Source organism: Nonomuraea sp. NPDC049269 (assembly GCF_043197155.1).
Lineage (GTDB): Bacteria > Actinomycetota > Actinomycetes > Streptosporangiales > Streptosporangiaceae > Nonomuraea.
Genome location: NZ_JBICSO010000001.1, coordinates 313012 through 339204 on the forward strand (window position 1 = coordinate 313012; position 26193 = coordinate 339204).

Genomic DNA, 26193 nt, shown 5'->3' on the forward strand with positions numbered 1-26193 from the left:
TAAACGCCGCCACACTGGAACCCATGGACACCCGAACAGCCGCCCAGCACTTCGCCGACACCTGGCAACACGGCTGGACCCACCACGACGCCGACCGCATCGCCACCCTCTACAGCCACGACGCCGTCCACACCTCCATGCCCTTCCGGCCACCACACCGGGGGAGAGGCGCCATCACCGACTACATCCGCTGGTCCTTCAGCACCGAAACCGCACCCCAGGTCACCTTCGCCACCCCCATCGTGGACGGCGACCAGGCGGTCATCGAATTCCGCGTCCACGCCACCGACGACGGCACACCCATCACCCTCGCAGGCTGCGTCATCGCCCGCTTCGACACCGACGGCCTGGCCGTACAGACCCGCGACTACTGGCACACCACAAACGGCCACCAATGACCGGCGGCCCGACCACCGCATCGCGCCCCACCCCGGCGTGACACGGCACCCACCAACCCACAACCGGCACGAAAACCGGCACGGCGCTCAACGCCGCGCCGGCCCGAACCCCGGCACACAAACGGTCAGCCCGCCACCCGCGCCCGAATCGGGCCGACGGCAGAGGCCAGATACGCATCAGCGGAAACGACCTCAGGAGCCACCGGGGGAGCGGACTGCGCAACCGGAGCCGAAGGACGCGACATCTGCTGCGTCTGCTCCATCGCGGTCCGCCGCTCGGCGCAACCACCTGCGCAGTAACCGTTCGTGACGATCAGGCGTCCCCGCAGGGTCGTATAGGACTCCCGTCCAGAAGCGGGCAGAACTCCCTGACACACTGCACATAACATCGACTGGTTCCCCACGTGCTGCTCCTCTCGCGGCGCGATAGCAGATTTCCCACCCTAAGCCGCCCAGGCCAGCAAGGACAGTGAATCAACCGAAGGTCAACCCGCTGGTCAGAACATTCCGGCCTCACCCACCGTAATGATCAAGAGCCGGGCCAGGCCATCGGCGGCGGCCGTCACCTCCTGTAACACCACCGGACCTGGACGTGTCCGCCACCGCCCGGCGGGGCGGCACCCAAGGTGACCAACGTCACCACACGCGCACGCCGCTCCACCCCGGGAGTCAGGACCCCTCCCATGCGAGAAGAGCACTACTTGACATAATGTTCATTATCAAGCAACCAGACATGTCCGCCTACACCCGCAAATATGGCGAACCGAGGATGCATGATTCTCAGCGTCGCGGCCCTGATCATCGCACCCATCGCCGCCGGCGAAGCCGATTGACGCCGCTGATCACCAGCGAGTCGCGTTACGATCGAGACATGCACAGCCTGGCGATCTCCACCGGGGGCCTCGTCGCGCTCACCGTCGTCGTCACCGCCCTGATCATCTATCTGATCATCCTGGCCGCCCGGCTGACCAGGAACCCCCGCAACCGCCCCAGCCCCAGCCCCGACCTGGTCGACCAGGCGCGCCAGATGAAGGCGCTCGGCCAGCTCCAAGAAGCCGTCTTCCTCGTACGCGGCGAGACCGGCATGAGCCAGCGCGCCGCCGCCCGCTTCGTCAACCGCCTCTAACCACCCCTAATCACCCAAAAAACCCGATACCGGACAGAAGGTGGATTCTGTTCGGTATCGCCTATAGTTCCCAGCCTGCCAGAACGCGGCCACTGAGGAACGGCGTCGTCGACACATGACCCGCAAACCGACGCGGCCGCCTTCGGCAACGCGCTCATTGGCCTGAGGAACGGCGTCGCGCACGTCGCTGATGGACATGCGGGTGGCGGTGGGGGTGAGGCCATCACCCCGGCGGGTCCTCTCGAGCCGGGACCGATCTTGCTGAGCCCGTTCACCGCGATGCGGCCCGGGCTATGTACAGGCGTCCCACGCGTCCGACGGCACAACGCGCAGCTCCCCCTTGATCACTTTGTGGCGGCGTTCCTGGGCAGGTCGTCGATCACCCGCACGCATCGAGGGACGGCGTGGCGTGGGAGCCGCTCGAGACACCAGGCACGCATCGGGCGGCGAGTCCTCGCGCCACGGCGGTCGCGCGTTCATGGCGCTCCCCCACGCGCAGCGACACGCGGTCCTCGAACTGTACGAGTTCCGCCTGCGGCGTGATGGTCGCGCGGCGTTCCCGTACGTCGAGCGTCGTCTCGGGCAGCGTCGTGACCTCGTCTCGCGGCGCTCGGCTGCGCGGCCATGTGGAAGCGTCTGCTGCCTCATCGCCCAGTGGGGGCAGGTGGGGCTGCGCGGTCGCGGGGCCGGCCTCTCCCCCGCCGGCGCGGTCGGCCTCAGGGGCTCGGTCTCCCGCTGGTTCGGTCGGTTGCCGCCGGTTTCGGTCAGACGGGTGTCGTCTGGGGGGCGGTCTTTGCGAGGTCTTTCATGAAGGCGCCGGCTTTCATCACGATCTGTATGCGTGAGGGATCAGCCAGTGCGTGTATGTCGTGGAGCGGATCGGCGTCGGTGACGACGAGATCGGCGAGTTTGCCGGTTTCCAGGGTGCCTACTTGGTCGGAGATGCCGAGCAGTTCGGATGCGGTGCGGGTTCCGGCGATGAGGGCGTTCATCGGGGACATGCCGAGGTCGACGAGGTGTCCGAGTTCGCGCAGGTTCTGCCCGTGGGGGCAGACGCCGGCGTCGGTTCCGAGGGCGATCTTCGCTCCGCGTGCGATGGCGTGGCCGATGTTCTTCTTCGTGATCTCGGACCACTTCACTTTTTTGGCGTAGTGGTAGGGCTGCATGGTCTTCTTGTCGATCGAGAACACGGTCGACAGGGTCGGGACGAGGAAGGCGCCGCGTTCTTCGAGGAGGTCGAGGCCTTCGTCGTCGATGCCGTAGCCGTGTTCGACGCTGGTCACGCCGCCGCGGATGGCGGTGAGGATGCCTTTGCGGCCTTGTGCGTGGGCGGCGATGGGTTTGCCGCCGTGTCGGTCGAGTTCGTCGTGGATGGCGCGTACTTCGTCCAGGCGCAGGCCTTCGTCGTCGGGGTGGTCGTGTCTGCTGCCCATGCCGCCGGTTGTGCAGATCTTGATGAGGTCGGCTCCTTGGCGGAGTATGCGGCGTGTTGCTTTGCGGACTTCGTCGACGGTGTCGGCTATCTCGATGAGTTCGGGGATGGTGGGGGCGAGTGTGCCGCCGTGCAGGTGCATGTCGCCGTGGCCGGCGGTGTGGCTGATCGGGCTGACGGCGAGTTTGAGGCGGGGGCCGGGGATCAGTTGTTGGTCGATGGCTTCGCGGAAGCCTTGGGACAGGCCGCCGAGGTCGCGTGCGCTGGTGATGCCGGCGTCGAGGGTGGCGCGGATGCGGGCGACGGATTCCAGGACGATGAGGGCTGGGTCGTTCTGGAGGGTGTGGAAGGGTCCGTTGGCGAGGGTGAATCCCAGGTGGACGTGGCAGTCGATGAATCCGGGCAGCAGTGTTGCGCCGTGCAGGTCGCGTTCGTCGGCGTTGTGGTTGTGGGGGGCGTCGGCGGCGGTGCCGGCGTAGGCGATGAGGCCGTCGGGGGTGATGTCGAGTACGCCGTCGTGGAGGGGTGGTGCTCCGGTGCCGTCGATGATCGTGGCGTTGCTGAGGCGGAGGTTTCGGTCGGGGGTCACGCAGCGTCCTTCCGCGGGCGGTGTTCGATGGTGAAGCCTGGTGCGCCTGGGACCGAGTCGAGCAGTGTGCGGGTGTAGGGGTGCTGGGGGTTTTGGTAGAGGTGGGCGGCTGGGGCTTGTTCGACGATGTCGCCGTTGTAGAGGACGACGACTTCGTCGCTGACGTGGCGGACGACGGCGAGGTTGTGGGAGATGAAGACCATGGTCAGGTTGAGTTCGCGGCGTAGCTTGGCCAGGAGGTTGAGGATCTCGGCTTGGACGGAGACGTCGAGTGCGGAGGTGATCTCGTCGGCGATCACGACTTCGGGGCCGATCATGAGGCCTCGGGCGATGGCGATGCGCTGGCGTTGTCCTCCGGAGCATTCGTGGGGGTAGCGGTTGATGGTGTCGGCGGGCATCTTGACGGTTTCGAGCCAGTGGATGATCTCGTCGGTGTGTTTGCTGACGTTCGCGCGGCGCGGGTCGACGGCTTCGGCGAGTGCTTGGCCGATGGTGCGGCGGGGGTCGAGTGAGGAGTAGGGGTCTTGGGGGATCATCTGGACTTTGCGTCGCAGCGCGTGGCGGTCGGCGCCTCGTGCGGCGGAGACGGGTACGCCGCCGATGGTGACGCTGCCGGCTGTGGGGCGGACGATGCCGACGAGTGCTTTGGCGAGGGTGGATTTGCCGGAGCCTGATTCGCCGACGATGCCGACGGTGGTGCCTCGGGCGACGTTCATGGTGATGCCGTGCAGGATGGGTGTGGCGTTGGTGCCCCAGCCGTAGCCGGCTCGCAGGTCGCTGACCTGGACGGCGATCTGTTCATCCATGGGTGTGCTCCTGCGCGGGCTGCGGGGTGGGCAGGTCGCCTGGGGGGCCGTCGATGTCGGGGGTGGCTCGCAGGAGGGTTTGGGTGTAGGGGTGTTGGGCGGATTCGACGGTGAGGTCGTGGGCGGCGATCTGTTCGACGATTTCGCCGTGGTACATGACGATGACGCGGTCGCAGAGTGCGCGGACGACGCCGATGTCGTGGGAGATGAACATGATCGAGGCGTTGTATTCGTTGTTGACGCGTTTGAGTTCGCGCAGGATTTCGGCTTGGACGGTGACGTCGAGGGCTGTGGTGGGTTCGTCGGCGATGATCAGGCGTGGCTGGACGGTCAGGGCGGTGGCGATCATGGCGCGTTGCCGCATGCCGCCTGACAGTTCGTGGGGGTGCTGTTTGAGGCGGTGTTCGGGTCTGGTCATGTGGACGGTGCGCAGGGCGTCGAGTACGCGCTGGGTGGCCGCTTTGGTGGTGAGGTGTTTGTGGGTGCGCAGTACTTCGGTGAGCTGGGTGCCCATGCGCAGGGCGGGGTTGAAGGTGGAGCCGGGGTCTTGGTAGATGAGGCTGATGGCTTCGGTCATGGCGGTGGGGGGTGCGGGGCGGCGCAGGTCCAGGTCGTTGATGGACATGCGGGTGGCGGTGGAGGTGAGGCCGTCGGGCAGGAGTTGGGCCAGGGCCATGGCGGTGAGGGTTTTGCCGGAGCCGCTTTCGCCGACGATGCCGAGGATCTCGCCGTGTCGGATGTGGAAGGAGATGCCTTTGACCAGGGGTGTGTCGCCGGAGTGGATCCACAGGTCGCGGATGTCGGCAAGGTGTTCGCTGGGGGTTGCCGCTTGGTCTGGGGTGGTGGGGTGGGGTCGGTTCTGGCTGGGTGTGTGGTGTCGTCGTGGGTTTGCGGCGCTGGCGAGTCCGTCGCCGATGAGGACGGCGGCCAGGCCGGTCAGGACGATGAGGGCGGCTGGGCCGGCCATTTGGTAGGGGCGGTTGGCCAGGAGGGATGGGAGGGCTTCGTTGAGGAGTTTGCCCCAGTCGTAGGCGGGTGACTGGACTCCGAGTCCGACGAAGGACAGGGCGGAGATGGCGGTGAGTGTGGCCGCGAAGGTCGATGCGGCCAGGACGAGCAGGGGTTCGGCCATGTTCGGCAGCATGTGCCTGATGGCGATCCGGGTGTTGTTGACGCCGAGCAGGCGGGCGGTGGAGACGTACTCCTGCTGGGAGATTTTCGCGGCGAGGTTGGCGGTGAGGCGGGCGAAGTAGGGGATGCCGGACAGGCCGATGGCGATCAGTGCGGAGGAGCCGCCGGCGCCGAGTACGGCGGCTACGACGAGGGCGAGCAGGAGTCCGGGGAAGGCGACCATGGCGTCGATGACGCGCAGGAAGATTTCTCTGGCCCAGGGTCGTAGGAGCCAGACGCCGGTGCCCAGGACGATGCCGGAGATGACGGCGATGGCGGTGGCTCCGGCGGTGAGGAGCAGGGTGAGGCGGGTGGCGACGAGGCTGCGGAGCAGGACGTCGTGGCCGGTGGCGTCGGTGCCGAGCCAGTGTTCGGGTGAGGGTGGGGCGAATCTGGGGCCGAGTGCGTTGGCCGGGGTGGTGAACAGGAGGGGGGCCAGTGCGGCGATGAGGATGATGATGGCGAGCAGGGCCAGGCCGAGGATGAGGCCGGGGTTGACGTGGCGGGACCGGTTATGCGGAGACATGGGGTCCTCCGAGGGTCCGTGGGTCGATGAGTCCGAGCAGGATGTCGACGAGGAGGTTGACGAGTGCCGCGATCATGCCGATGACCAGGACCATGCCTTGGATGACGGGATAGTCGCGGTCGAGGATGGCTTTGATGATGCCGCTGCCGAGGCCGGGTAGGGCGAACACCGATTCGATGATGATGGCGCCGCCGATCATGCCGGTGAGGATCAGTCCGCTGAGGGTGAGGGTGGTGGTGAGCAGGTTCGGCAGTGCCCAGCGGATGTGGCGTCGCAGGGCGGGCAGGCGCCAGCCTCGGGCTGTGCGCATGTAGTCGGTGTCGAGGACGACGGCTGTTTCGCGGCGGACGACGCGGGAGATGGTGCAGATCGGGCCGATGGCGATGGCCGCGACGGGCAGGACGAAGGAGGCTGCTCCGAAGCGGGGGGTGTAGGCGGGTGGGAAGAGCGGGAGCAGGCCGATGCCGAGGGCGAACATCACGACGAGGAAGGAGGCCATGATGTAGCCGGGGATGGAGTCGAGGAATCCGGTGAGCATGCCGAAGGCGACGTCGAGCCATTTGCGCCGGCCGCCGCGGGTGAGGACGCCGATGGCCATGCCCAGGGGGATGGAGATGAGCAGGACGGCGAGCATCGCGGTGGTGGCGATGGTGGCGGTGAAGGGCAGGCGGTTGGCGATGATGGTCTCGACCGGCTGGCGGTACATGAAGGAGGTACCGAGGTCGCCGGTCAGGACTCCGCTGACGTGGTCGAGGAAGCGTGGCCAGATGGGGCGGTCGAGGCCGAGTTCGGTTCTGATGCGCTGGATGTCGGCGAGGTCGGCGTTGGCTCCGGCGATGCCGACGGCGGGGTCGCCGGGGATGAGCTGGACGATGAGGAAGGAGACGATGAGCAGGGCTGCGAAGATCGCCACGAGGCTGGCCAGGCGCCGCACGGCGAACCGCAGCCAGGCGGAGGAGATCCGCAGCCGCTTTGACCGGGATGCGGTGGGGGGCTCCGGCGGCGGGGCGCCTGGAGCGTGCGGGGATGTGAGTGAGGCCATGACGGGGGCGCCTTCTGGCTATTTGACGATGCGGAGGGTGGCGGGGTCGAGGTATTCGTCGAAGGTGCGGATGCTGAATCCCTTGGCGACGACGGTGGTGTTGGGCAGGGTCGACAGCGGGATGGCGTCGACGCGCTGCAGGAAGGATTTCTGTGCGGACTGCAGGGCGGCGCATTGGGCGTCGCGGTCGATCTCGCCCATGGCTTTGGTGACGAAGCCGTAGCCCTCCTTGTTGATCTGTCCGGTCTTGTTGCGGCCGCCGTCTTCGGTGGCGGGGCCCATGACGCGCAGCAGGGAGGAGGTGAGGGTGCCCATCTGGTTGTTGTCGCCTTGGACGTTGATGTCCCAGTCCTTGCCGCCGGCGGTGGTCAGGGTGGCCCAGTTGGCGTTGTCGAGGGAGTCGACTTTCACGTCGGCGCCGGCGTTGCGCAGGGCTTCGGCGATGTAGTCGTTGCCGCCTTGCAGCAGGGTGGTGCCGACGATGCGGAAGCGGACTCCGGCGAGTTTCTTGGCGGCGGCGGGGTCGGGGGTTTTCAGCAGGGTCTTGTCGGTGTTGGCGCAGGCGAGTTTGGCTGATCCGACCGACAGGATGGTGCTGCCTCGTTTGCCGCTGATGATGTCGCTGAAGGCTTGGGGGTCGATGGCTTGGGCGACGGCGGCGCGTAGGTCCGGCCGGTCGGCGAACACGGTGCCGGGGCGTTCGTTGAACAGCAGGTAGGTGGTGGTGTTGGAGGTGCTTGAGGTGGTGAAGGCGGGGTTGCCGTCGAAGCGGGCGACGTTCTCGTCGATGATCACGCCGACGTCCAGGCTGCCGGCGAGCAGTTGGGTGGCGATCGTGGCGTAGTCGGTGATGGGGGTGAGGGTGAGTTGTTTGGCGGGTTCGCCTTGCAGGGGTTTGGCGAAGGTGGGCCAGGCGTTGTAGCCGTCGCGCAGGGTCAGCTGGTAGGAGACGGCGGGTTGTGATGCGGTGAGGGTGTAGGGGCCGGAGAAGGCGCCGGTGACTTTGCCTGCGGCGAGGGCTTTGGCGTCTTTGAGGCCTGCCGGGCAGATGATGCCGGCTTGGGGCAGTGCGAGTCCGGTGAGGAAGTCCGACCAGGGGGCTGACAGTGTGGCTTGTACGGTGCCTGCTTGGTCGTCGGCGGTGAAGGTCGCGGTGGCCGGTCCGAGGGTGAGGGTGCGGGCGGAGGAGCCTGTCTCCTTGGCCGCGAACCGGGTGAGGGAGGCTGCGACCACGGACGGCGTGATGGGGGTTTTGTCGGAGCAGGTCAGTCCGCTGCGGATGGTGAAGGTGTAGTGCGCGGCGTCCTGGGCCTTCCAGGAGGAGGCGATGCCGCCTGCCAGGGCGTTGCCTGAGTCTTTGCGTACCACGGTGTCGAACAGCAGGCGGGCCATGGTGAAGTCGTCGCCGCCCTTGGCCAGTGCTGGGTCGAAGGTGGCGGGATCGGTGTTCAGGGACATGTTGACGGCGTCGGTGGTGCTTGCGGCCGTGCCGCAGGCGGCCGCGCCCAGTCCCGCTGCGGCGATGGCCGTCAGCGCCAGAATCGTTTTGCGAAACACCAATCCTCCAGGTGCAACCGCGGAAAGAATGGCGCCGAGCCTAGTCGTGTGCGCCGGTCAGGGGCCTTTTGAGGGTCACCGCGCAAGGAATTGGATGCTGGGGCGCTTTGCCCGCACGATCCTGCCCGGCAAGTCCGCCTGTCTGCCAAAAGAGGAAGAGGTGGCGAACAGGTGGCGAACGATGGAGGGCCGTCTGCCGCCGGGTGATCGGGTGGCGACACCTGCGACGGTATGCACGATTGTGGGCACATCGTCCCTTTATGTGCATGATAGACGGCATGGTGGACGGGCTCGACTTTCAGATCATCAACGCACTGCAGATCCATCCGCGGGTCTCCTGGGCCCATCTGGGCAGGATCTTGCGGGTCGACCCGTCGACGATCTCCCGCCGCTGGTCGGCGCTCACGCAGCAGCGGCAGGCGTGGACGAGTTGCTTCGAGGGCGACGGGCCGCGCTCGGCCGAGCGGGAGATCTCGGCGCTGGTGGAGATCCGGTGCACCCCGGGCCGGCGCGCCGACGTGATCGCCGAGCTCGGCCGGCAGGGGCCGATCTTCAGTGTGCACTGCACCTCGGGTCCCCGCGACCTCTACGTCATGATCTCCACGCACAGCCTGCTGTCCATGGATCGCTACATCGACGAGCACATCGCCGTGATCCCCGGCATCGTCGGCACCCGGACCCACTACCTGCGGCGGATCTTCCTCGAAGGCTCGGGCTGGCGGCTCAACATGCTCTCCGACGACCAGGCCGAGGCGTTGCGCCTGCTGCGGCCCTCCGAACCGCCCGAACAACGCAAGCCCGCCTACCGCGACGTCGTCGCCGCGCTCAGCACGGACGTGCGCCGTACCGCCGCCGACATGCAGCGCGAGCTGGGCCGCTCGATCACGGTGATCTCCCGCGACATCGACGCGCTGCTCGCGGCGAACTGGGTCAGATGGCGCGTCGACTTCGCCCACACCCTGATGGGCTGGTCGGCGGCGGCGGTGCTGTGGCTCGACGTCCAGCACCACGACCTGGAACGCCTCGTCTCCTCGCTGCGCTCGCTCCACCACGTGCGGATGTGCGCGTCGGTGACCGGCGAGGCCAACCTGGCGGTCTTCCTGTGGCTGCACAACCTGCAGGAGCTGGACGAGATCGAGGGCAGGGTGGCCTCGGCGTTCCCGAAGGTGCTGGTCAAGGACCGGTGGATCGTGCCAAGGATCGCCAAGCGCACGGGCTACATCCTCGACCTGGACAGCCGGCGCCTTCGGTACGTGCCGGTCGGCGGCCAGCCGGTGTTCGAGGACTAGCACCGGGCGACTTCATGCGGACCCTGCTCGGAAATCGGGTGTTTCATGCAGGATCGCGCGCGATGAGCCCCGGTCTGCGGCACCGTACCTAGCATGTGCGAGGCGACCGCCGGGCCGCTGATCATCGTGGAAGAGAAAGAGGTCTCGTGGACTTCGCGCAGCTCAAGGCGTTCAGGCGAGAACTGCACCGGAATCCGGAACCCGCGTTCGTGGAGATCGGGACGGCCGCCCGGATCACCCAGGCCATCGAAGGCCTGCCGGTGACCGTCTTGACCGGAAAGGACGCCCACGACCTCTCCCCCGTCGTGAACTACCCCTCGCCGCGCACGCTCGACGCATGGGAGGCTCGCGCGATCGAGTCCGGCGTCGCGGCCGAGCGCGCCCGCTTCTTCCGCAAGAACGGCACCGCGCTGGTCGTCGACGTGGCCGGGCTGCGGCCGGGCCCGCGATGGGGTCTGCGTGTCGACATCGACGCGCTGCCGATGCGCGAGTCGGCCGATCCGGCGCACTTCCCGGCCGCCAACGGCTTCGCCTCGGTCAACGGCGCGATGCACGCGTGCGGCCATGACGCGCACACCACCATCGGGGTGGGCCTGCTGCACCGCCTGGCCGACCGTGACTTCGCGGGCTCGCTGCGGATCTTGTTCCAGCCCGCCGAAGAGGGGGTGCGGGGCGCGCAGACGATGATCGACGCCGGGGTCGCCGACGGCATCGACACCATGCTCGCCGTGCACATGGCGGGCGACATGGCCCTCGGTTCGGTCGTGGGCAGCTTCACCGGCGGCCTGGCCACCCGCAAGCTGAAAGTCGACTTCACCGGCGAGGCCTCCCATGCCGCCGGCTCGCCCGAGACCGGCCGCAACGCGCTGCTGGCCGCCGCCATGTCCGCGCTGGCCATCATGGCGATCCCGCGCTTCAGCTCCGCCGACACCCGGCTCAACGTCGGCACGCTGGTGGCCGGTGACGGGGTGAACATCGTGCCGTCCACGGCGGTGATGACGTGCGAGGCGCGCGCCACCGTGGACGAGGTCGCCGAGGAACTGGTGGGCCGGATCGGTTCCATCGTGGAGGGGGCGGCCGGCGCGCAGGGCGTGGAGGTGGAGCTGGCCGTGATGGGCCGCTCCACGACCGTGACCCCCGACGAGGAACTGGTCGACCGCATCGTCGAGGCGGCCAAGGCCCATCCCGCCGTCGTGGAGGTGATCCGGACCCGGCCGTACGCGGGAAGCGACGATGCCAACCTGCTCATCCGGCATGTGCAGGAACGCGGCGGCCAGGGCGCCTACCTGATGGTCGGCGCCGGCAGCCCGGGCCCCCACCACAGTGCGACCTTCGAGGTGCGGGAGGAGTCGATCCCGATCGGCATCGACGTCCTGGAATCACTCATCCGCCGGCCGCAGGAGCGGGGTTTCGGTCGGGTAGCGGGCTAGGCGGTTGGGCCGGAGTAGGGCCGTACGGGCGCCTGTCCCCCAGATTCGATTCCGACAAAGCGGGTCATTTGGGGCTGGTCCGGGCGGATTTTTGCGGAGATGTGTCATCAGCACTTGCAGGTTCGTGTCAGCATCGATGACATGTACGGGCCATATGGGACTGCCGTAAACATCCGGGACTTCTGGGATCACCCGGGCCCGGGTACGCCCGGCTGAGCCGGCCCCCTCCCCCGGGCCCGCACACGGCGAGCCCCCGTCACCCTCGAACGACCGCCTGAAAGAAGTCCTCCGTTGCGCATCCTGCTGCTCTGCTCCTCCTTCAACGGCCTGACCCAGCGTGCCTGGCTGGAACTGCGCCGGGCCGGACACGACGTCACCGTCGAGCTGGCCGTCTCGGAGCAGGTGATGGTCGAGGCGGCCCGGCTGGCCAAGCCCGACCTGATCATCTGCCCGTTCCTGAAGGAGAAGGTGCCGGCGCTTCTGTGGCAGAACCACCGCACGATCATCATCCACCCGGGGCCCCCCGGCGACCGGGGCCCCTCCTCGCTGGACTGGGCGATCGCCGACGCGGAGCCGGAGTGGGGCGTGACGGCGCTGCAGGCGGTGGAGGAGATGGACGCCGGGCCGATCTGGGGGTATCGGACGTTCGCGATGCCGGCCGAGCCGCCGCGCAAGTCCGCCCTGTACAACGGGCCGGTGGCCGATGCGGCGGTGGAGCTGGTGGTGGAGGTGGCGGCCAAGGCCATGGACGCGGGGTTCGTGCCGGTGCCGCTGGACTACCGTTCGCCGCAGGTGCGCGGGCGGCTGCGGCCGGCGATGCGGCACGCCGATCGGGAGTTCTCCTGGTCGCAGAGCACCGACGCGGTGCTGCGGCGCATCCGTTCGGCCGACGGTGCGCCGGGCGGGCGGGTGATGCTGGACGGGCGGATGATGCGGGTGTTCGACGTCTACCGGGGCCCGGTGGTGGCCGGGACGCCGGGCACGGTGGCGGCCCGGCGCGAGGGCGCGGTGCTGGTGCACACCGGCGACGGCACGGTGTGGGTGGGGCACCTGCGGGTGGAGGAGCCGGGCGCGATCAAGTTGCCGGCGGCCACGGTCCTGGGTGAGCGGGCGGCCGGGCTGGAGGAGCGCCCGGGTTACAGCGAGGTGACCTACGACCGCAGCGACACGGTGGGCGTGGTGAGTTTCGACTTCTACAACGGCGCGATGTCCAGCGAGCAGTGCCGCCGCCTGGCCTCGGCCCTTCGCTACGCCGGCGCCCAGGACACCCGCGTGCTGGTGGTGCGGGGCGGCGAGGTGTTCTCCAACGGCATCCACCTGAACGTGATCGAGGCCTCGCGCCACCCCGAGCTGGAGGCCTGGACGAACATCAACGCGATCAACCAGGTGTGCCGTGAGGTGATCACGTGCACGGGGCAGCTGGTGGTGACGTCGGTGGGCGGCAACGCGGGCGCGGGCGGCGTGATGATGGGACTGGGCGCCGATCGGGTGCTGGTGCGCGAGGGCGTGGTGCTCAACCCGCACTACCGGACGATGGGGCTGTTCGGGTCGGAGTACTGGACGTACGTGCTGCCCCGGCGGGTGGGGGCGGTGGTGGCGCGGCGGCTGACGGGCCAGGCGCTGCCGATCAGCGCGGCGCAGGCGCTCGAGCTGGGGCTGGCCGACCGGATGATGCCCGGCTCGCGCCTGGAGTTCGAGCGCTCGGTACTGGAGTACGCCGAGCGGCTGGCCGCCGGCGACGATTACGGGCGGCTGCTGGAGATCAAACGCCAGGCGCAGGAGGCCGACGAGCGGCGCAAGCCCCTGGAGGCCTACCGGGTGGAGGAGCTGGCCGAGATGAGCCGGGACATGTTCGATGACCGCAACGGCTTCCGGCAGGCGCGCAAGGCGTTCGTGCACAAGCGTAAGGTGGTGACGACGCCGGACCACCTGGCGGTGCACCGGGAGTTGTCCGGCGCGTCGGCGGGGCCCGTCGCAGCGGCATCTCATATGTGAGATATGTTGTCGTGCTATGACTGATGACTATCTCGTACGGATCGGCCGGCTCATTCGCGACGCCCGCCAGCACCGTGGGTGGACCCAGCTGCAGCTGGCGGACGCTCTGGCCACCAGCCAGAGCGCGGTGAACCGGATCGAGCGCGGCAACCAGAACATCAGTCTTGAGATGATCGCGCGGATCGGCGAGGCGCTCGACAGCGAGATCGTGTCGCTGGGCTACTCCGGGCCGATGCACCTGCGGGTGGTGGGCGGACGCCGGCTGTCGGGCAGCATCGACGTGAAGACCTCCAAGAACGCCTGCGTGGCGCTGCTGTGCGCGTCCCTGCTCACCTCCGGCCGGACGATCTTGCGTAAGGTGGCGCGGATCGAAGAGGTGTACCGGATCCTGGAGGTGCTCGCCTCCATCGGAGTGCGGGCCCGATGGATCAACGAGGGCAGCGACCTGGAGATCGTCCCTCCGGCCCGGCTGGAACTGGAGGCGATGGACACCGAGGCCGCCCGCCGCACCAGAAGCGTGATCATGTTCCTGGGGCCGCTCATGCATCGCGCGGAGGAGTTCAGGATTCCGTACGCCGGCGGCTGCGACCTGGGAACACGCACGGTGCAGCCGCACATGTCGGCGCTGCGGCACTTCGGGCTGGACATCACCGCGACAGGCGGCTTCTACCACGCGCGGGTGGACCGGGGCGTGTCGCCCTCACGGGCGATCGTCTTGACCGAGCGCGGCGACACGGTGACGGAGAACGCGCTGCTGGCGGCGGCGCGGCACGACGGCGTGACGGTGATCCGCAACGCCTCCTCCAACTACATGGTCCAGGACCTGTGCTTCTTCCTGGAGGAGCTGGGCGTGCGGGTGGAGGGCGTCGGGACGACGACGCTGACCGTGCACGGGGTGGCCTCCATCGAGTGCGACGTCGACTACTCCCCCTCCGAAGACCCGGTGGAGGCGATGAGCCTGCTGGCGGCCGCGGTGGTGACCTCCTCGGAGCTGACGATCTGCCGGGTCCCGGTGGAGTTCCTGGAGATCGAGTTGGCGGTGCTGGAGGAGATGGGCCTCGATCACGACCGGGGCGGAGAATACCCGGCGGCCAACGGCCGCACCCGGCTGGTGGACCTGACGGTGCGGCCCTCCAAGCTGATCTCCCCCATCGACAAGATCCATCCGATGCCGTTCCCCGGACTGAACATCGACAACGTCCCCTTCTTCGCCGCGATCGCGGCCACCGCGCAGGGTTCGACGCTCATCCATGACTGGGTCTACGACAACCGCGCCATCTACCTGACGGAACTGACCCGCCTCGGGGCCTCGGTCAAACTGCTGGACCCGCATCGCGTCCTGGTGGAGGGGCCGACGCGCTGGCGCAGCGCGGAGATGATGTGCCCGCCGGCGCTGCGCCCGGCGGTGGTCGTCCTGCTGGCGATGATGGCGGCCGAGGGCACCTCGGTGCTGCGCAACGTGTACGTCATCAACCGCGGATACGAGGACCTGGCCGAGCGGCTCAACGCGCTGGGCGCGCGGATCGAGACGTTCCGCGACATCTGAAATTTTCTGTCGGTGGGGCCCGCTACCGTCTGCCTGTGACGGGGATCTTCCAGCGTGAGGGGGGACGGTGCGGCCTGCTGAGCTTGATCGGCTGACGGTGGTCCAGGCGGCCGATCGCTATGTGGAGCTGGTGCGGGCCAAAACACTGACGGGAGCGCTGTCGCAGGCCACAGCCGAGCTCTACGCGCGCGACGTGGCCACGCTGGTCGCGTTGGCCGGCGAGTCGACGGTGCTGGACGACCTGTCCGGCGAGGACATCGATGCGATCTTGCTGGCGTTCGCCCGCAAACCGGACGGCCGGCGCTCGGCGGGCGGCGGCGGGCAGAGCCCCTCCTCCCAGGCCCGCTTCCGCCGCTCGATCTCGGCACTGTTCAAGCACGCCTCGCTGGCGGGCTGGGTGCAGATCAACCCGATGACCCACTCGACGGTGACGGCCAGAGAACGCGGCGGACTACGGCCGGAGCGGCGGGCGCTGACCCGCGAGCAGGCGCAAGGACTGATCGGCGCGGCGCGGTCACTGGGCGAGGCTCCGGCACGGGGCCGGCGAGACCAGCGCACCGAGCTGCGCGACGCGCTGATCGTGCTGCTGCTGTCGACGATGGGGCCCCGGGTCTCGGAGCTGGTACGGGCCAACGTCGAGGATTTCTACACCAATGACGGCGTGCGTTACTGGCGGATCTTCGGCAAGGGCGGCCGCACCCGCGATCTGCCGCTCCCCCGCGATGTGACGCTGGCGCTGGAGGCCTTCCTGGCGCGAGAGCGGGCGCCGCTGCCGGACAAGGCGCTGCTGCTGTCGTGGCGGGGGCGCCGGCTGGCGCGCGGTGACGTGCAGGCGGTGATCGACCGGGTGCAGCGCCAGGTGGAGGCCGGCCAGCGCCGCTCGGTGACACCACATGGGCTGCGGCATACGACGGCCACGCATCTGCTGGCCGACGCGGTGGACATGGACGCGGTGCGGCGGGTGCTGGGCCACAGCGACCTGTCGACGCTGGGCCGCTACCGCGACGAGCTGCCAGGCGAGCTGGAAGGGGCGATGCGGGCGCACCCGCTGCTGAAGCGGGCCGACCCGCAGCGGTGAGCGGGCCGGCCGGACGGGTGGGCCGCGGCGGGCGCCACGCCAGTGGGCGGCGTTGATCGGCGCAGGCGTGTGCTACGGCCTTGCCCGTGGGGCGTCGCCGGTTCCCGCGCCTCAGGCCGGGCGCACAGGCTGGCGCAGCACCGTGCGCGGGTCGGGGTCGTCGAAGGCCGTCAGGTACACCTCGTGGTGCGGCCCGTTGGGCACCAGCGCGTGTTCGTCCATGAAGTCCTCCATGATCTTCAGCGACAGGTGCTCCTCGCTGTAGGGGCCGTGGTGCAGGATCTCCACGCACTGCCCTTCGGTGAAGACGGCCACGCGTACCCGGTCCACCGCCGCGCCGGTGGCGCGCACGGACTCGCGGGCCTGCTCCAGCCGTCCCGGTTCGGGTGCGGCGGGCAGGGGCAGCAGCAGGTGCCAGCGCCACTGCTCGCGCGGCACCTCAAGACCGGGCCGCTCGTCCTCCACCCACCACAGGCCCTCCAGCGGCCCGCCGGGGCCGCCCATCGCGCCGGCGACGGCGAACAGGGCGCCGATGGCCGACAGGTGCTCGCTGCCGCCGGGTTCGCCGAGGCCGGTGACGTTCAGGCAGGTGACCGGGCCGTGGGTGGTCAGTTCGGCGTTCATGACTCTTCCTCCAAAGGGATCATCAGGTGGGTGATCAGCTCATCGGGCGGGGTACGGGCCGGGTCGGACACGTACACCTCGCGGATCGGGCCGCGCATGGGGTGGCGGCGTTCGGCGCACCAGGCCAGGACGGCGTGAGCGGTCAGGGAGATCTGGTCGTAGGGGCCGACGTGGGTGGCGGCGGCGAACGTGCCGCCGGGCAGCACGTCCACCCGCGCGCCCCCGCCGGCCTCCCAGCCGTCGTGCAGGACGAGCGCGAAGGCCACGTCGAAGGCGTCGCTCAGGTCGAGGGGGAACAGCCCGATCAACTGCGGCCCGTCGCCCGTCGCCGCTCCCCCGCCGGGATGCGTGCCGGCGGCCTGGGCGAGCGTCCGGCCGGGAGGCTCGGCGTCGCTGGGGGTAGGGGGCGGGCTGTCCGCCGCTTTCGAGGCGGCGGCGTGCGTGGGTGGCGGGCCGTACCCTGCCTGCGAGGCGTCGGCGTCCCTCGTCTTCGCGGCGTCGGCGTCCCAGGCAGGCGGGCTGCCCCCGGTGTTCCCGATGTCGGCGTGTACGGGCAGCGGGCCGTCCTGCCTCAGGCGGGTGCCGGAGTGGGCCGGGCGGGTGCCGGTGCCCGCGTCAGCCGCCCTGTACATGCCGGCCATCAGGCGTGCGGCGGCGGTGCTGGTGGCGCGGGCGATGTCGGCCGGGCCGTCGGCGCGTTCGCGGACGAGGGCGACGCGGTGCGCGGGTTCGGTGACGATGCGGACCTGGGTGGCGGGCAGGCCGTCGGCCATGACGCGTTCCAGTGACGCCAGGGCGCGCCGCCGCCGGGCCAGTTCGGCCTCCAGCGAGTCGCGTACGGACTCCAGGGCGCCTTGGCTGCCGGCCAGGACCTGGCCCACGACGGGCAGCGGCACGTCGAGTGAGCGCAGCAGCCCGATCGACAGCGCCGTGCGGGCCTGCGCGGCGCGGTAGTAGCGGTAGCCGGTGGCGGCGTCCACGCAGGCGGGTCGCAGCAGCCCGATCTCGTCGTAGTGCCGCAACTGCTTCACGCTCAACCGGGCAAGCTGGGCGAACTGCCCGATCGGCAGGAGATCCTCATCCACGCCCCCAGCATGGGCCCTCCCGCCGTGGGAGAGTCCAGCCGGGGGTTGCGCCTGACGTAACGTGAGGGTTCATGGTGGTGTCATGAGTTTGTCCGTGGGGCAGGTGTCGCGGCTGGCCGGCGTCACCGTGCGCACGCTGCATCACTACGACGAGGTCGGCCTGCTCTGCCCGGGTGAGCGCAGCGCGGCCGGCTACCGTCGTTACACCGAGGCGGATCTGATCAGGCTGCAGCAGGTGCTGCTGTATCGGGAGCTGGGTTTCGCGCTGGAGGAGATCGCCGTCATCCTGGACGAGCCGCGCGCCGACGAGCTGACGCACCTGCGACGCCAGCATGAGCTGCTGGTCCGCAAGTCCGAGCGGCTCAGCGAGGTGATCGCCGCGGTGGAACGGGCGATGCAGGCGCGCACGATGAGCGTCGCGCTCACCCCGGCCGAACGCTTGGAGGTGTTCGGCGGCTTCCGGCCGGAGGATCACGAGGCGGAGGTGGAGCGGCGCTGGGGCGGCGGCGAGCAGTACGAGCAGAGCCGCCGCCGGGTGGCCACCTACACCAAGGCCGACTGGTTGCGGATCAAGGCCGAGGCGGCGGGTGTGCTGGGCGATCTGGTGGCGGTGTTCGAGGCGGGGCTGCCGCCCGACGGCGAGGCGGCGATGGAGGTGGCCGAGCGTCATCGCGCTCACATCAGCCGGTGGTTCTACACCTGCACGTATGAGATCCATCGGGGGCTGGGCGAGTTGTATGTGATGGATCCGCGGTTCACGGCCCATTTCGACGGCCAGGTGCCGGGCCTGGCCGCCTACGTCCGCCTGGCCATCACCGCCAACGCCCGCCGCCGACCCGCCTGCTGAGCCGCCTGCTCGGCGGGCGCTCCTTCCGCCTCGCGGGAACGGTCCGCCGAGGTCACAGCCGCTCTGACGTCGTTCCCGGGCGACGGAAGTAAGGACGCTCACGTAACGGCGGCCGGCCACGTGCGGGGTCAGAGGCCGTTTTCCTGGAGGCCCCCGGCCACGTGCGGCGGGTGGCGGGTGACCCATGCGTGCCGTAAAAAGAGCGAAAAACCGCCACATGACAGCAGGACACAAACCCGCACGGAAGGACCCGCACGGAAGGACCCGCACGGAAGGACCCGCACGGAAGGACCCGCACGGAAGGACCCGCACGGAGCGGCGAGCCGGGGAAGGGTGCGCGGTCAGCCCGAGGTCGTCCTCGGGCGTCCCTTGCGGCGGATCTTGATGTCGCGCATGTCCGTCACCGCGACGTGCAGCAACTGATACGGGTGGCCGTGCGCCTCCAGGGCCGCCATCGCCGACCTGATGGCCTCGTTCTCGCCGTCGTCGGGCCCGGCGGGGACCTGGCAGCGGAAGGTGAACGACGACACGCTCTGGTCGTGGGTGAACGTCCCGGCCTCGGTGAAGGCGGCGTTTCCCGCAGCCCGTACGGCCTTACGGGCGGCGTCGTCCAGGGCGTCGAACTTGCCGCGAATCATCACTCTGAACAAGGTCAGTCCTTTCGTCGGGCATAGGTGAGCAGGCGTTCTCCGAGCAGGTCCTCGAAGACGTCCAGGAGTTCCAGCACGGCCGCGGCGATGTCGCCGGCGCTGTGACCCGCCGCGGTCCGTTCGCCGATCTCGGCGTAGACCAGCGAGTGCAGGCCGCCGATGTGCCAGGCCACCATGCGGGGCAGCGGGTCGCCGGGCGCGGCACCGGTCTCCTCGGCCAGGACGGCGACCAGTTCGTCGGTCATCTGCCGGCCGAGGTCGCCCAGGCGGGCGGTGAGGGTGGGAGCGGCGCGCATCATCTCCAGGACGCGGCCGAACCCCTCGGTCAGGCCCATCTTGCGGTCGCGCCGCCGTACCTCCTGCCGCAGGTGCTCCAGCACCGCCGGCATGGCGGCCTGCCCGGCGGGGCGCCGGCGCACGATGTCGGCCAGGCGATGAGGTGAGGCCTCATCGGGCGGCAGGACGAGGTCCTCCTTGGCCGGGAAGTAGTTGTAGACGGTGTTGACGGACACCTCGGCCGCCGCGGCGACCTCGGCGATCGTGACGTGGTCGAAGCCGCGTTCCACGAACAGGGCGGTGGCCACGTCGCGGATGCGGCGGCGCGTCTGCTGCTTCTTGCGTTCCCGCAACCCCTCGGACATGCGGAATAACTTAACCCAACACCAAACTTTAAGTCCATTGTATTTTTGGTGCGGAGTGCAGTTTTCGAGGTCAGGGGATGAGGCGGTAGAAGCGCCAGAATCCGAAGCCCTCGATCGGCAGGACTTCCAGGTCGGCGAACCCGGCCTCGCGCGCGTACCGGCGCAGCGTGTCCGGCCGCATCACCGTTCCCGTGGCGGCCGAAGGCGGATCACTCATCCCGTCCGGCAGGCAGATCAGCAAGCTGAAGCCGTACATCAGCCGCTCCACCTCATCGGCGGGCCCGGCGAAGCGCTCACCCACGGCCTCGTCCATCACGACCACCGCCCCACCGGGCACGACCGCCCGCCGCGCCGCCGCCAGCGTCCGCACCGGCCGCGGCATGTCGTGCACGCACTCGAAGGCGAACACGGCGTCGTAGCGATCCTCACCGAGCAGGGCGGCATCCCCCTGGCGGAAGGTGAGGCCAGGCCCGGCACCGGCGCTCGCGGCGTTGCGCGCGGCCAGCTCGACGGACGGGCCGTCGATGTCGACGCCCACCACCATGGCCTCGGGGTAGGTCCTGGCCAGCGCGATCGTCGACCACCCCGCGCCGCAGCCGAGGTCGGCGATGCGAGCCCCGGGACGGCGCAGAACCGCCTCCAGGCCGGGCACGCCCGCGATGGCGCCCGGCAGCGCGCGCTCGAACCAGGGCCGGTTCAGGTCCGCCTGAGACTCTCGCATGTCCTGGCCGAAGCTCGCCCAGCCGACCCCGCCGCCCCGCCGGTAGGCCTCCAGCAGGGCGGGCATCTGCACGGCGGCGCTGGTCAGCATCCGCGCCAGCGGCGCGAGGTAGGCCAGGCTGGAGGCGTCGGTCAGGACCTCCGCCGCGCCGTCGGGCAGCGCGAAACGCCCGTCGGCGCCGACCTGAAGGATGTCGCAGGCGGCCTGCTGTTCGAGCCATTCCCTGGCGTATCGTTCGTGGCCGCCCGCGCGGGCGGCCAGCTCGCCGGGATCGGCCGGACCGTGCTCGGCCAGCTCGCCGGGATCGGCCGGACCGTGCTCGGCCAGCGCGCGATACCAGCCCAGCCGGTCACCGATGTGCACCGACAGGACCTCAATGGCGCCGAGCGCCGCGTGGAACAGGCGGTCGGCGAACTCATCGGTTTTCGTGCTCATGACGCTCTCGTGCTTTCCGGTCGTCGGGTCCCGCTACCCGGCAGAAGGTGGGAAACACCTGTCAGGCGCCCAGGCCGAGCGCCGCCGCCGTCACCGCCCGGGCCCGGCCCGGCTCCAGCAGCAGATCCACCGAGTCCGACAGCTGATCCACACACCCCACCACCGGCAACCCCCTGATCACCGGATCCGACACCGACCCCAGCAACGCCTGCGCGAACCGATCACCCCCGATCACCCGGAACGGCCGATCATGGAAGCCGCGCACCCGCTCATCCAGCGGCTCGGCCAGACCCACCCGGTTCTGCAACGCCGCCAGCCGCCCGTAGGCCGCGGCCAGCCCGTCCTCCCGCTCCCGCCACGACCGGGCGGCCACCGCCAGCCCCAGCGACTCCCCCAGCTCCGTCGAACCGGGCATCCGCGCCAGAGCACTGCCCAGCCACTTGGCGTACGGCGGATAGCGGCGGCGCAACAGCAACGCCAGCCGCATCACCTCCCGGCTCAGCCGCGCCCCCACGACGGCCGAGCCGAGCTCATCGCCCACCTCACCCGACCGGCCGGGAAACGGCTCCTCCTGCGCGATACGCCGCCACTGACACGCCAGCACATAACGCCACACATCCCCCGGATACCAGCGCAACGCCGCCCGAGCCGCCTCCAGCCCACCCAGCCCGTCATGGAACACCTCCCCCGACGTCACCTCCGCCAGGCTCTGCCACGGCACCGACAGCCAATCCAGCAGCGACACCCCCCGCCGCGGATCGAACCCCAACCGCTCCACCAGCCAACCCTCCAGATCGGCGACCACCACCCCCGGCCGCAGCGCGCCGTGATAGTCGAACACCGTCGCCAGCCCCCGAAACCGCTCCGGAAGCCCGGCCAGCACCCGCGCCTCCACCTCCGCCACCGCCCGCGGCTCCACGAACACCAGCACCCGCGGACCCCAGTCATGATCAGCGGAGCGGCCCGTGTCGAACGCCAGCACCTCCGAACCCGGCCCGATCAACGCGGCACTATGCGGCACCCGCGCCACCAGCGGCGCCACCACCTCGGCATAAAAGGCTCGGGACAACTCAATACCAGGCACAAAATCGGACATCACACCGTCAACTCTGCCTGACCACCTGGCGAACCTCATCCGATTTTCCAGCCACCCCCCAAGGCGGCCCTAGGGATAGCCCTGAGACCACCACCGATGCGCACCCCAACCGGCCCCCGCTTACGTGGAAACGTCACAACCACCCCCGGCACAAGGGTTGCGCCATGGCATATCGCTGCAGCTTCGTCCCGCCCCACGTCCTCGACCACATCGCCAAAGTCCAGGCACAACAGAGCGCCGAACCCGCCTCGGCCCAGCGCTCAGCGGTCGTCTCCGCCCAGTTCCGCCGCGGACGGCGCAGCCCCGACGCCCTGCCCCTGGGCCAGCAGCAGCGCCTCACCGCCGAACCCGAAACCCTCCCGCCCGGACTCACCATCCCCAAACCCGGCACCGCCGGCCGCCTCATCTACGACGACCTCAACCAGTGGACCTTCGACGTCACCTTCATCCGCGGCGAAGGAGACCCCGCCGTCACCGCCCAGAACGCCAACGACGCCTACGACTACCTCGGCCTCGTCCGCACCTACTACCAGGACAAACTCGGCCGCGACTCCATCGACAACGCCGGACTCAACCTCGTCGCCAACGTCAACTTCGGCGTCGGCTTCGACAACGCCTTCTGGGACGACGCCGGCCTGCGCATGGTCTTCGGCAACGGCAGCGGCCTGGTCTTCAAGGACCTGACCGCCAGCGTCGACGTCTGCGCCCACGAACTCACCCACGGCGTCACCCAGTTCAGCGCCAACCTCAACTACACCAACGACCAGAGCGGCGCCCTCAACGAATCCTTCAGCGACATGCTCGGCACCGCCATCGACGCCCACGCCGGCAACCACGACGCCCACAGCCACAACTGGCTCATCGGCGACGAGATCATGGCCGACGACCTCTACGGCGAAGCACTGCGCAACATGGCCGAACCCGGCACCGCCTTCGACAACCCCCTCATGGGCCGCGACCCGCAACCCCGCGACATGTCCGGCTACTTCGAACCCGCCGACCCCCACATCATGTCCGGCATCACCAACCGCTGGTTCTACCTCATCAGCCAGGACATCGGCCTCGACGCCGCCACCCTGATCATGTACCAGACCCTGCAGAACCTGTGGCCCAACGCCAAGTTCAGCGACGCCGCCACCGTCGCCGTCGCCCAGGCCCGCATCCTGGCCCGCAACAACCTCGTCCCCCGCCAGTCCCCCCAAACCGTCCGCGGCGCCGCCCGCCAGCAGGGATTCTGGTAACCCCGCAAACTCTCCGCACGGGCCTGACGGCGCGGCATCCCGCGAGGGTTCCGCGACGATACCCGCCACAGACCCGTGCGGAGTCCACCCGCGTACCGTGAAAGAGGAACCATCCGCCGGAAGGGACGACATGCGCGTGACGCTCGAAACCAGCGGCGGCTTCACCGGCCTGCGCCGCCACGCCACCCTCGACACCGACCTGGACGACGACCTGCGAACCCTCCTGGCCGCCCTCAGCGCCGCCGAGCCCGCCGCCACCCCCGCCACCCCCGCCACCTCGGCCCAACCCCGCTACCGGCTCACCGTCCACCACCCCACCGGCGACCAGACCACCGAACTCACCGAACCCAACATTCCCACCGCCCTGCGCCCCCTGCTCACCGAGCTACTCCGCCGCGCCGCTCCTTCTTAAAAACACAACCCCATCCATCCTGTACGGCAAGCACGGGAAGACCCACCCGCCGCCCCGGGTCACCGGCACTCCAGGGTCACGCTCACCGGCCGCGCCGCCGCCCCACCGCGACGTGCGCACGGTCACCATCTACGTTCCCACCCCTCACCCGGAGCCGGCCACGCCTACACCACCCGCGACGCCATCCCGTCACCCGGAGCCGGCCGCTCTACACCGCCCGCGACGCCATGACCGCTCGACGGCGATACCCGATCCGCTCATACACCCTGATCGCCGCCAGGTTGCCGTCATCCACCATCAGCGCCGCCCTGCCCCGCGCCGCCACCAGCTCACCCGACACCCACCGGCACAGCCGCTCCGCCAGCCCCCGCCCGCGGAACCGGGCAGCAGTCGCCACCCCCGCCAAGAACCCGACCGACGGCGCGCTCCACGCATCAGCCGCCACCGCCGCCAGCGCCCTGCCCTCCAGCGCCTCATCCATCCAGACCCCGGCCCACCGCCGCACCCCGGCCATACCCGGCACCGCATACGACTGCGGCGCGGCGGCCGCCAGCAACCCGGCCACTTCCGCATCCGACTCCGGGCCCAACCAACCACCCCGCGACGCGTCCAAGTGCCCAGTCACCGCGCCCGTGGACGTGACCGCGCCCGCATCCGGGGCTGCATCCGGGGCCGGGGCCGGGAGACCGGGCAGGCTCATCCAGCAGAACGTGTCCGCCGCCTCCACCCCCGCGAGCTTCACCGTCACATCCGCCATCAGCTCCACATCACCGAACGGCCGATACGACGGGCCCACCTCCGCCAGCGCATGCCGGACCAGATCCGTCACACACGCCGCACCACCCCACACCGCCAGCCGATCACGACGCGAGACCCCCGGCGAAGCCACCACCACCCCATCGCCCAGCGCCCACGCCCGCACCCCGCCCGACAACCCCTGCGCCGCCCACATCAGCAGATCGTCGTCCCCGCACGCCGAGCGCACCTGATCCAGCCGCGCAAGCTCAACGATCACAGAATCGAGCCCGGCCGATAAGCCGCCGCCTCCGGATAGGCCGCCACGACCTCGCCCACCGCCTGCGACACCGCCTCCACCTGGTCGGCCGCCGCCCCGGTGAACGACACCCGATCACCCAGCAGCGCCTCCAGGCCCGCCCGGTCCACCGGGAACCGCTCATCGGCCGCCAGCCGCTCCAGCAGCTCGTTGGCCGCGCCCCGCGAACGCATCGCCAGCGCCGCCGCCACCGCGTGCTCCTTGATCAGCTCGTGCGCCTGCTCACGGCCCACCCCCGCGCGTACCGCCGCCATCAGCATCTTCGTCGTCGCCAGGAACGGCAGATACCGATCCAGCTCCGCCGAGATGACCGCCGGGAACGCCCCGAACTCATCCAGGACCGTCAACATCGTCTCCACCAGCCCGTCGAAAGCGAAGAACGCATCCGGCAACGCCACCCGGCGCACCACCGAACACGACACATCACCCTCGTTCCACTGATCGCCCGCCAGCTCGCCCACCATCGAGGCGTAACCCCGCAACACCACCGTCAGACCGTTCACCCGCTCACACGAGCGGGTGTTCATCTTGTGCGGCATCGCCGACGAACCGACCTGCCCCTCCTTGAACCCCTCGGTCACCAGCTCATGCCCGGCCATCAACCGGATCGTCTTGGCCAGCGACGACGGCGCCGCCGCCAGCTGCACCAGAGCCGTCACCACCTCGAAATCCAGCGACCGCGGATAGACCTGCCCCACACTGGTGAAACGCCGCTCGAACCCCAGATGCGCGGCCACCCGCCCCTCCAGCTCCGCCAGCTTCCCGCGATCACCGTCCAGCAGATCCAGCATGTCCTGAGCCGTGCCCACCGGCCCCTTGATGCCGCGCAGCGGATAACGGGCGATCAGCTCCTCCAGGCGGCGAAAAGCCACCAGCAGCTCATTCGCCGCCGACGCGAACCGCTTGCCCAGCGTCGTGGCCTGCGCCGCCACATTGTGCGAACGGCCCGCCATCACCGTCGCCTCATGCTCCTCGGCCAGCGTCGCCAGCCGGGCCAGCAACGCCACCACCCGATCCCGCACCAGCAGCAGGCTGTCACGCACCTGCAACTGCTCGACGTTCTCCGTCAGATCGCGCGAGGTCATGCCCTTGTGCACCTGCTCGTGCCCGGCCAGCGCGTTGAACTCCTCGATGCGCGCCTTCACATCGTGCCGCGTCACCCGCTCACGCGCCGCGATCGAGGCCAGATCGACCTGCTCGACCACCTTGTCGTAGTCGGCCAGGGCATCCTCGGGAACCGCGACCCCCAGCTCCGCCTGCGCCCGCAACACCGCCAGCCACAGCCGCCGCTCGGCGACCACCTTGTACTCGGGAGACCACAACCGGGCCAGCTCCGCGGAGGCATAACGGGCGGCCAGGACGTCAGGGATACGCGGCTTGGAAGTCACGTCGCACAAGTCTAT

At 69.5% G+C, this 26193-nt stretch carries 23 protein-coding genes; 10 read left to right on the plus strand and 13 right to left on the minus strand.

What is annotated here, in order from left to right:
• Positions 1 to 23 precede the first annotated feature (23 nt).
• Positions 24 to 398: a nuclear transport factor 2 family protein gene (locus tag ACGFNP_RS01525; RefSeq protein ID WP_358333751.1), complete on the plus strand. Its 375-nt coding sequence runs from the start codon at positions 24 to 26 to the stop codon at positions 396 to 398.
• A gap of 871 nt (positions 399 to 1269) precedes the next feature.
• Entirely contained in the window at positions 1270 to 1524 is a 255-nt protein-coding gene (locus ACGFNP_RS01530; RefSeq protein WP_358333754.1) for a hypothetical protein, read from the plus strand.
• Positions 1525 to 2288: 764 nt separating this feature from the next.
• Here the strand turns inward: ACGFNP_RS01530 and ACGFNP_RS01535 are convergent.
• From ACGFNP_RS01535 to ACGFNP_RS01555, 5 genes are read right to left on the minus strand one after another with little or no spacing between them, the layout of a single operon-like run.
• Positions 2289 to 3545 (minus strand): amidohydrolase family protein, encoded by a 1257-nt coding sequence (locus ACGFNP_RS01535; RefSeq protein ID WP_393313571.1) that lies wholly within the window; start codon positions 3543 to 3545, stop codon positions 2289 to 2291.
• The gene (locus ACGFNP_RS01540; protein WP_393313574.1) at positions 3542 to 4351 is read right to left on the minus strand and encodes an ABC transporter ATP-binding protein; all 810 of its coding nucleotides are present in this window, start codon (positions 4349 to 4351) and stop codon (positions 3542 to 3544) included. Before ACGFNP_RS01540 ends, ACGFNP_RS01535 begins: the two co-directional genes overlap by 4 nt.
• The gene (locus ACGFNP_RS01545) at positions 4344 to 6047 is read right to left on the minus strand and encodes a dipeptide/oligopeptide/nickel ABC transporter permease/ATP-binding protein (protein WP_393313576.1); all 1704 of its coding nucleotides are present in this window, start codon (positions 6045 to 6047) and stop codon (positions 4344 to 4346) included. Before ACGFNP_RS01545 ends, ACGFNP_RS01540 begins: the two co-directional genes overlap by 8 nt.
• A complete protein-coding gene (locus ACGFNP_RS01550) occupies positions 6034 to 7089 on the minus strand; it encodes an ABC transporter permease (RefSeq protein WP_358333769.1) in 1056 nt (351 codons plus the stop codon). The genes ACGFNP_RS01545 and ACGFNP_RS01550 overlap by 14 nt, the downstream gene beginning before the upstream one ends.
• An 18-nt stretch (positions 7090 to 7107) precedes the next feature.
• The gene (locus tag ACGFNP_RS01555) at positions 7108 to 8646 is read right to left on the minus strand and encodes an ABC transporter substrate-binding protein (RefSeq protein ID WP_393313579.1); all 1539 of its coding nucleotides are present in this window, start codon (positions 8644 to 8646) and stop codon (positions 7108 to 7110) included.
• A gap of 260 nt (positions 8647 to 8906) precedes the next feature.
• Between ACGFNP_RS01555 and ACGFNP_RS01560 the strand changes: the two genes are divergently transcribed.
• The 5 genes from ACGFNP_RS01560 to ACGFNP_RS01580 all read left to right on the plus strand — a co-directional run bounded on the left by ACGFNP_RS01560 (position 8907) and on the right by ACGFNP_RS01580 (position 15984).
• Positions 8907 to 9935, plus strand: coding sequence for an Lrp/AsnC family transcriptional regulator (locus tag ACGFNP_RS01560; protein WP_358333776.1), 1029 nt, complete (start codon positions 8907 to 8909; stop codon positions 9933 to 9935).
• 146 nt (positions 9936 to 10081) lie between these two features.
• Positions 10082 to 11365 (plus strand): amidohydrolase, encoded by a 1284-nt coding sequence (locus ACGFNP_RS01565; protein ID WP_393313582.1) that lies wholly within the window; start codon positions 10082 to 10084, stop codon positions 11363 to 11365.
• A 291-nt stretch (positions 11366 to 11656) separates the two neighbouring features.
• On the plus strand, positions 11657 to 13360 hold the full coding sequence (locus ACGFNP_RS01570; protein WP_393313585.1) for an enoyl-CoA hydratase-related protein: 1704 nt from the start codon (positions 11657 to 11659) through the stop codon (positions 13358 to 13360).
• A 16-nt stretch (positions 13361 to 13376) separates the two neighbouring features.
• The gene (locus ACGFNP_RS01575; RefSeq protein WP_358333785.1) at positions 13377 to 14906 is read left to right on the plus strand and encodes a UDP-N-acetylglucosamine 1-carboxyvinyltransferase; all 1530 of its coding nucleotides are present in this window, start codon (positions 13377 to 13379) and stop codon (positions 14904 to 14906) included.
• A gap of 67 nt (positions 14907 to 14973) precedes the next feature.
• A complete protein-coding gene (locus tag ACGFNP_RS01580; RefSeq protein WP_393313588.1) occupies positions 14974 to 15984 on the plus strand; it encodes a tyrosine-type recombinase/integrase in 1011 nt (336 codons plus the stop codon).
• 111 nt (positions 15985 to 16095) lie between these two features.
• Here the strand turns inward: ACGFNP_RS01580 and ACGFNP_RS01585 are convergent, their stop codons facing one another.
• Complete coding sequence (locus ACGFNP_RS01585; protein ID WP_358333790.1) at positions 16096 to 16608, minus strand: hypothetical protein; 513 nt, start codon at positions 16606 to 16608, stop codon at positions 16096 to 16098.
• Positions 16605 to 17693 (minus strand): MerR family transcriptional regulator, encoded by a 1089-nt coding sequence (locus ACGFNP_RS01590; RefSeq protein WP_393313591.1) that lies wholly within the window; start codon positions 17691 to 17693, stop codon positions 16605 to 16607. The genes ACGFNP_RS01585 and ACGFNP_RS01590 overlap by 4 nt, the downstream gene beginning before the upstream one ends.
• A gap of 82 nt (positions 17694 to 17775) precedes the next feature.
• Here ACGFNP_RS01590 and ACGFNP_RS01595 point away from each other — a divergent pair, with 82 nt between their 5' ends.
• Positions 17776 to 18540: a MerR family transcriptional regulator gene (locus ACGFNP_RS01595; protein WP_393313594.1), complete on the plus strand. Its 765-nt coding sequence runs from the start codon at positions 17776 to 17778 to the stop codon at positions 18538 to 18540.
• 341 nt (positions 18541 to 18881) lie between these two features.
• Here ACGFNP_RS01595 and ACGFNP_RS01600 read toward each other — a convergent pair whose 3' ends face one another.
• The 4 genes from ACGFNP_RS01600 to ACGFNP_RS01615 all read right to left on the minus strand — a co-directional run bounded on the left by ACGFNP_RS01600 (position 18882) and on the right by ACGFNP_RS01615 (position 22056).
• A complete protein-coding gene (locus ACGFNP_RS01600) occupies positions 18882 to 19181 on the minus strand; it encodes a DUF6204 family protein (protein ID WP_393316559.1) in 300 nt (99 codons plus the stop codon).
• 11 nt (positions 19182 to 19192) lie between these two features.
• Positions 19193 to 19831, minus strand: coding sequence for a TetR/AcrR family transcriptional regulator (locus ACGFNP_RS01605; protein ID WP_358333798.1), 639 nt, complete (start codon positions 19829 to 19831; stop codon positions 19193 to 19195).
• 70 nt (positions 19832 to 19901) lie between these two features.
• Positions 19902 to 20987: a class I SAM-dependent methyltransferase gene (locus tag ACGFNP_RS01610; RefSeq protein WP_393313597.1), complete on the minus strand. Its 1086-nt coding sequence runs from the start codon at positions 20985 to 20987 to the stop codon at positions 19902 to 19904.
• A 61-nt stretch (positions 20988 to 21048) separates the two neighbouring features.
• Positions 21049 to 22056: a DUF4037 domain-containing protein gene (locus ACGFNP_RS01615; protein WP_393313600.1), complete on the minus strand. Its 1008-nt coding sequence runs from the start codon at positions 22054 to 22056 to the stop codon at positions 21049 to 21051.
• A gap of 191 nt (positions 22057 to 22247) precedes the next feature.
• Here ACGFNP_RS01615 and ACGFNP_RS01620 point away from each other — a divergent pair, with 191 nt between their 5' ends.
• Both ACGFNP_RS01620 and ACGFNP_RS01625 read left to right on the plus strand, forming a co-directional pair.
• Positions 22248 to 23324 (plus strand): M4 family metallopeptidase, encoded by a 1077-nt coding sequence (locus ACGFNP_RS01620; protein ID WP_358333807.1) that lies wholly within the window; start codon positions 22248 to 22250, stop codon positions 23322 to 23324.
• Between the two features lie 136 nt (positions 23325 to 23460).
• Positions 23461 to 23736: a protealysin inhibitor emfourin gene (locus ACGFNP_RS01625; RefSeq protein ID WP_393313603.1), complete on the plus strand. Its 276-nt coding sequence runs from the start codon at positions 23461 to 23463 to the stop codon at positions 23734 to 23736.
• 208 nt (positions 23737 to 23944) lie between these two features.
• Here the strand turns inward: ACGFNP_RS01625 and ACGFNP_RS01630 are convergent, their stop codons facing one another.
• A complete protein-coding gene (locus ACGFNP_RS01630; protein ID WP_393313606.1) occupies positions 23945 to 24751 on the minus strand; it encodes a GNAT family N-acetyltransferase in 807 nt (268 codons plus the stop codon).
• The gene (gene purB, locus ACGFNP_RS01635) at positions 24748 to 26178 is read right to left on the minus strand and encodes an adenylosuccinate lyase (RefSeq protein ID WP_393313609.1); all 1431 of its coding nucleotides are present in this window, start codon (positions 26176 to 26178) and stop codon (positions 24748 to 24750) included. Before purB ends, ACGFNP_RS01630 begins: the two co-directional genes overlap by 4 nt.
• Between the last annotated feature and the right edge of the window lie 15 nt (positions 26179 to 26193).

What these genes read in the sequence shown, in the direction of transcription:
- ACGFNP_RS01560 (WP_358333776.1), top strand. Translation starts at nt 8,907, where the DNA reads ATGTGCATGATAGACGGCATGGTGGACGGGCTCGACTTTCAGATCATC.
- ACGFNP_RS01530 (WP_358333754.1), top strand. Translation starts at nt 1,270, where the DNA reads ATGCACAGCCTGGCGATCTCCACCGGGGGCCTCGTCGCGCTCACCGTC.
- ACGFNP_RS01605 (WP_358333798.1), bottom strand. Translation starts at nt 19,831, where the DNA reads ATGTCCGAGGGGTTGCGGGAACGCAAGAAGCAGCAGACGCGCCGCCGC.
- ACGFNP_RS01550 (WP_358333769.1), bottom strand. Translation starts at nt 7,089, where the DNA reads ATGGCCTCACTCACATCCCCGCACGCTCCAGGCGCCCCGCCGCCGGAG.
- ACGFNP_RS01545 (WP_393313576.1), bottom strand. Translation starts at nt 6,047, where the DNA reads ATGTCTCCGCATAACCGGTCCCGCCACGTCAACCCCGGCCTCATCCTC.
- ACGFNP_RS01525 (WP_358333751.1), top strand. Translation starts at nt 24, where the DNA reads ATGGACACCCGAACAGCCGCCCAGCACTTCGCCGACACCTGGCAACAC.
- ACGFNP_RS01610 (WP_393313597.1), bottom strand. Translation starts at nt 20,987, where the DNA reads ATGAGCACGAAAACCGATGAGTTCGCCGACCGCCTGTTCCACGCGGCG.
- ACGFNP_RS01595 (WP_393313594.1), top strand. Translation starts at nt 17,776, where the DNA reads ATGAGTTTGTCCGTGGGGCAGGTGTCGCGGCTGGCCGGCGTCACCGTG.
- ACGFNP_RS01585 (WP_358333790.1), bottom strand. Translation starts at nt 16,608, where the DNA reads ATGAACGCCGAACTGACCACCCACGGCCCGGTCACCTGCCTGAACGTC.
- ACGFNP_RS01575 (WP_358333785.1), top strand. Translation starts at nt 13,377, where the DNA reads ATGACTGATGACTATCTCGTACGGATCGGCCGGCTCATTCGCGACGCC.
- ACGFNP_RS01620 (WP_358333807.1), top strand. Translation starts at nt 22,248, where the DNA reads ATGGCATATCGCTGCAGCTTCGTCCCGCCCCACGTCCTCGACCACATC.
- ACGFNP_RS01540 (WP_393313574.1), bottom strand. Translation starts at nt 4,351, where the DNA reads ATGGATGAACAGATCGCCGTCCAGGTCAGCGACCTGCGAGCCGGCTAC.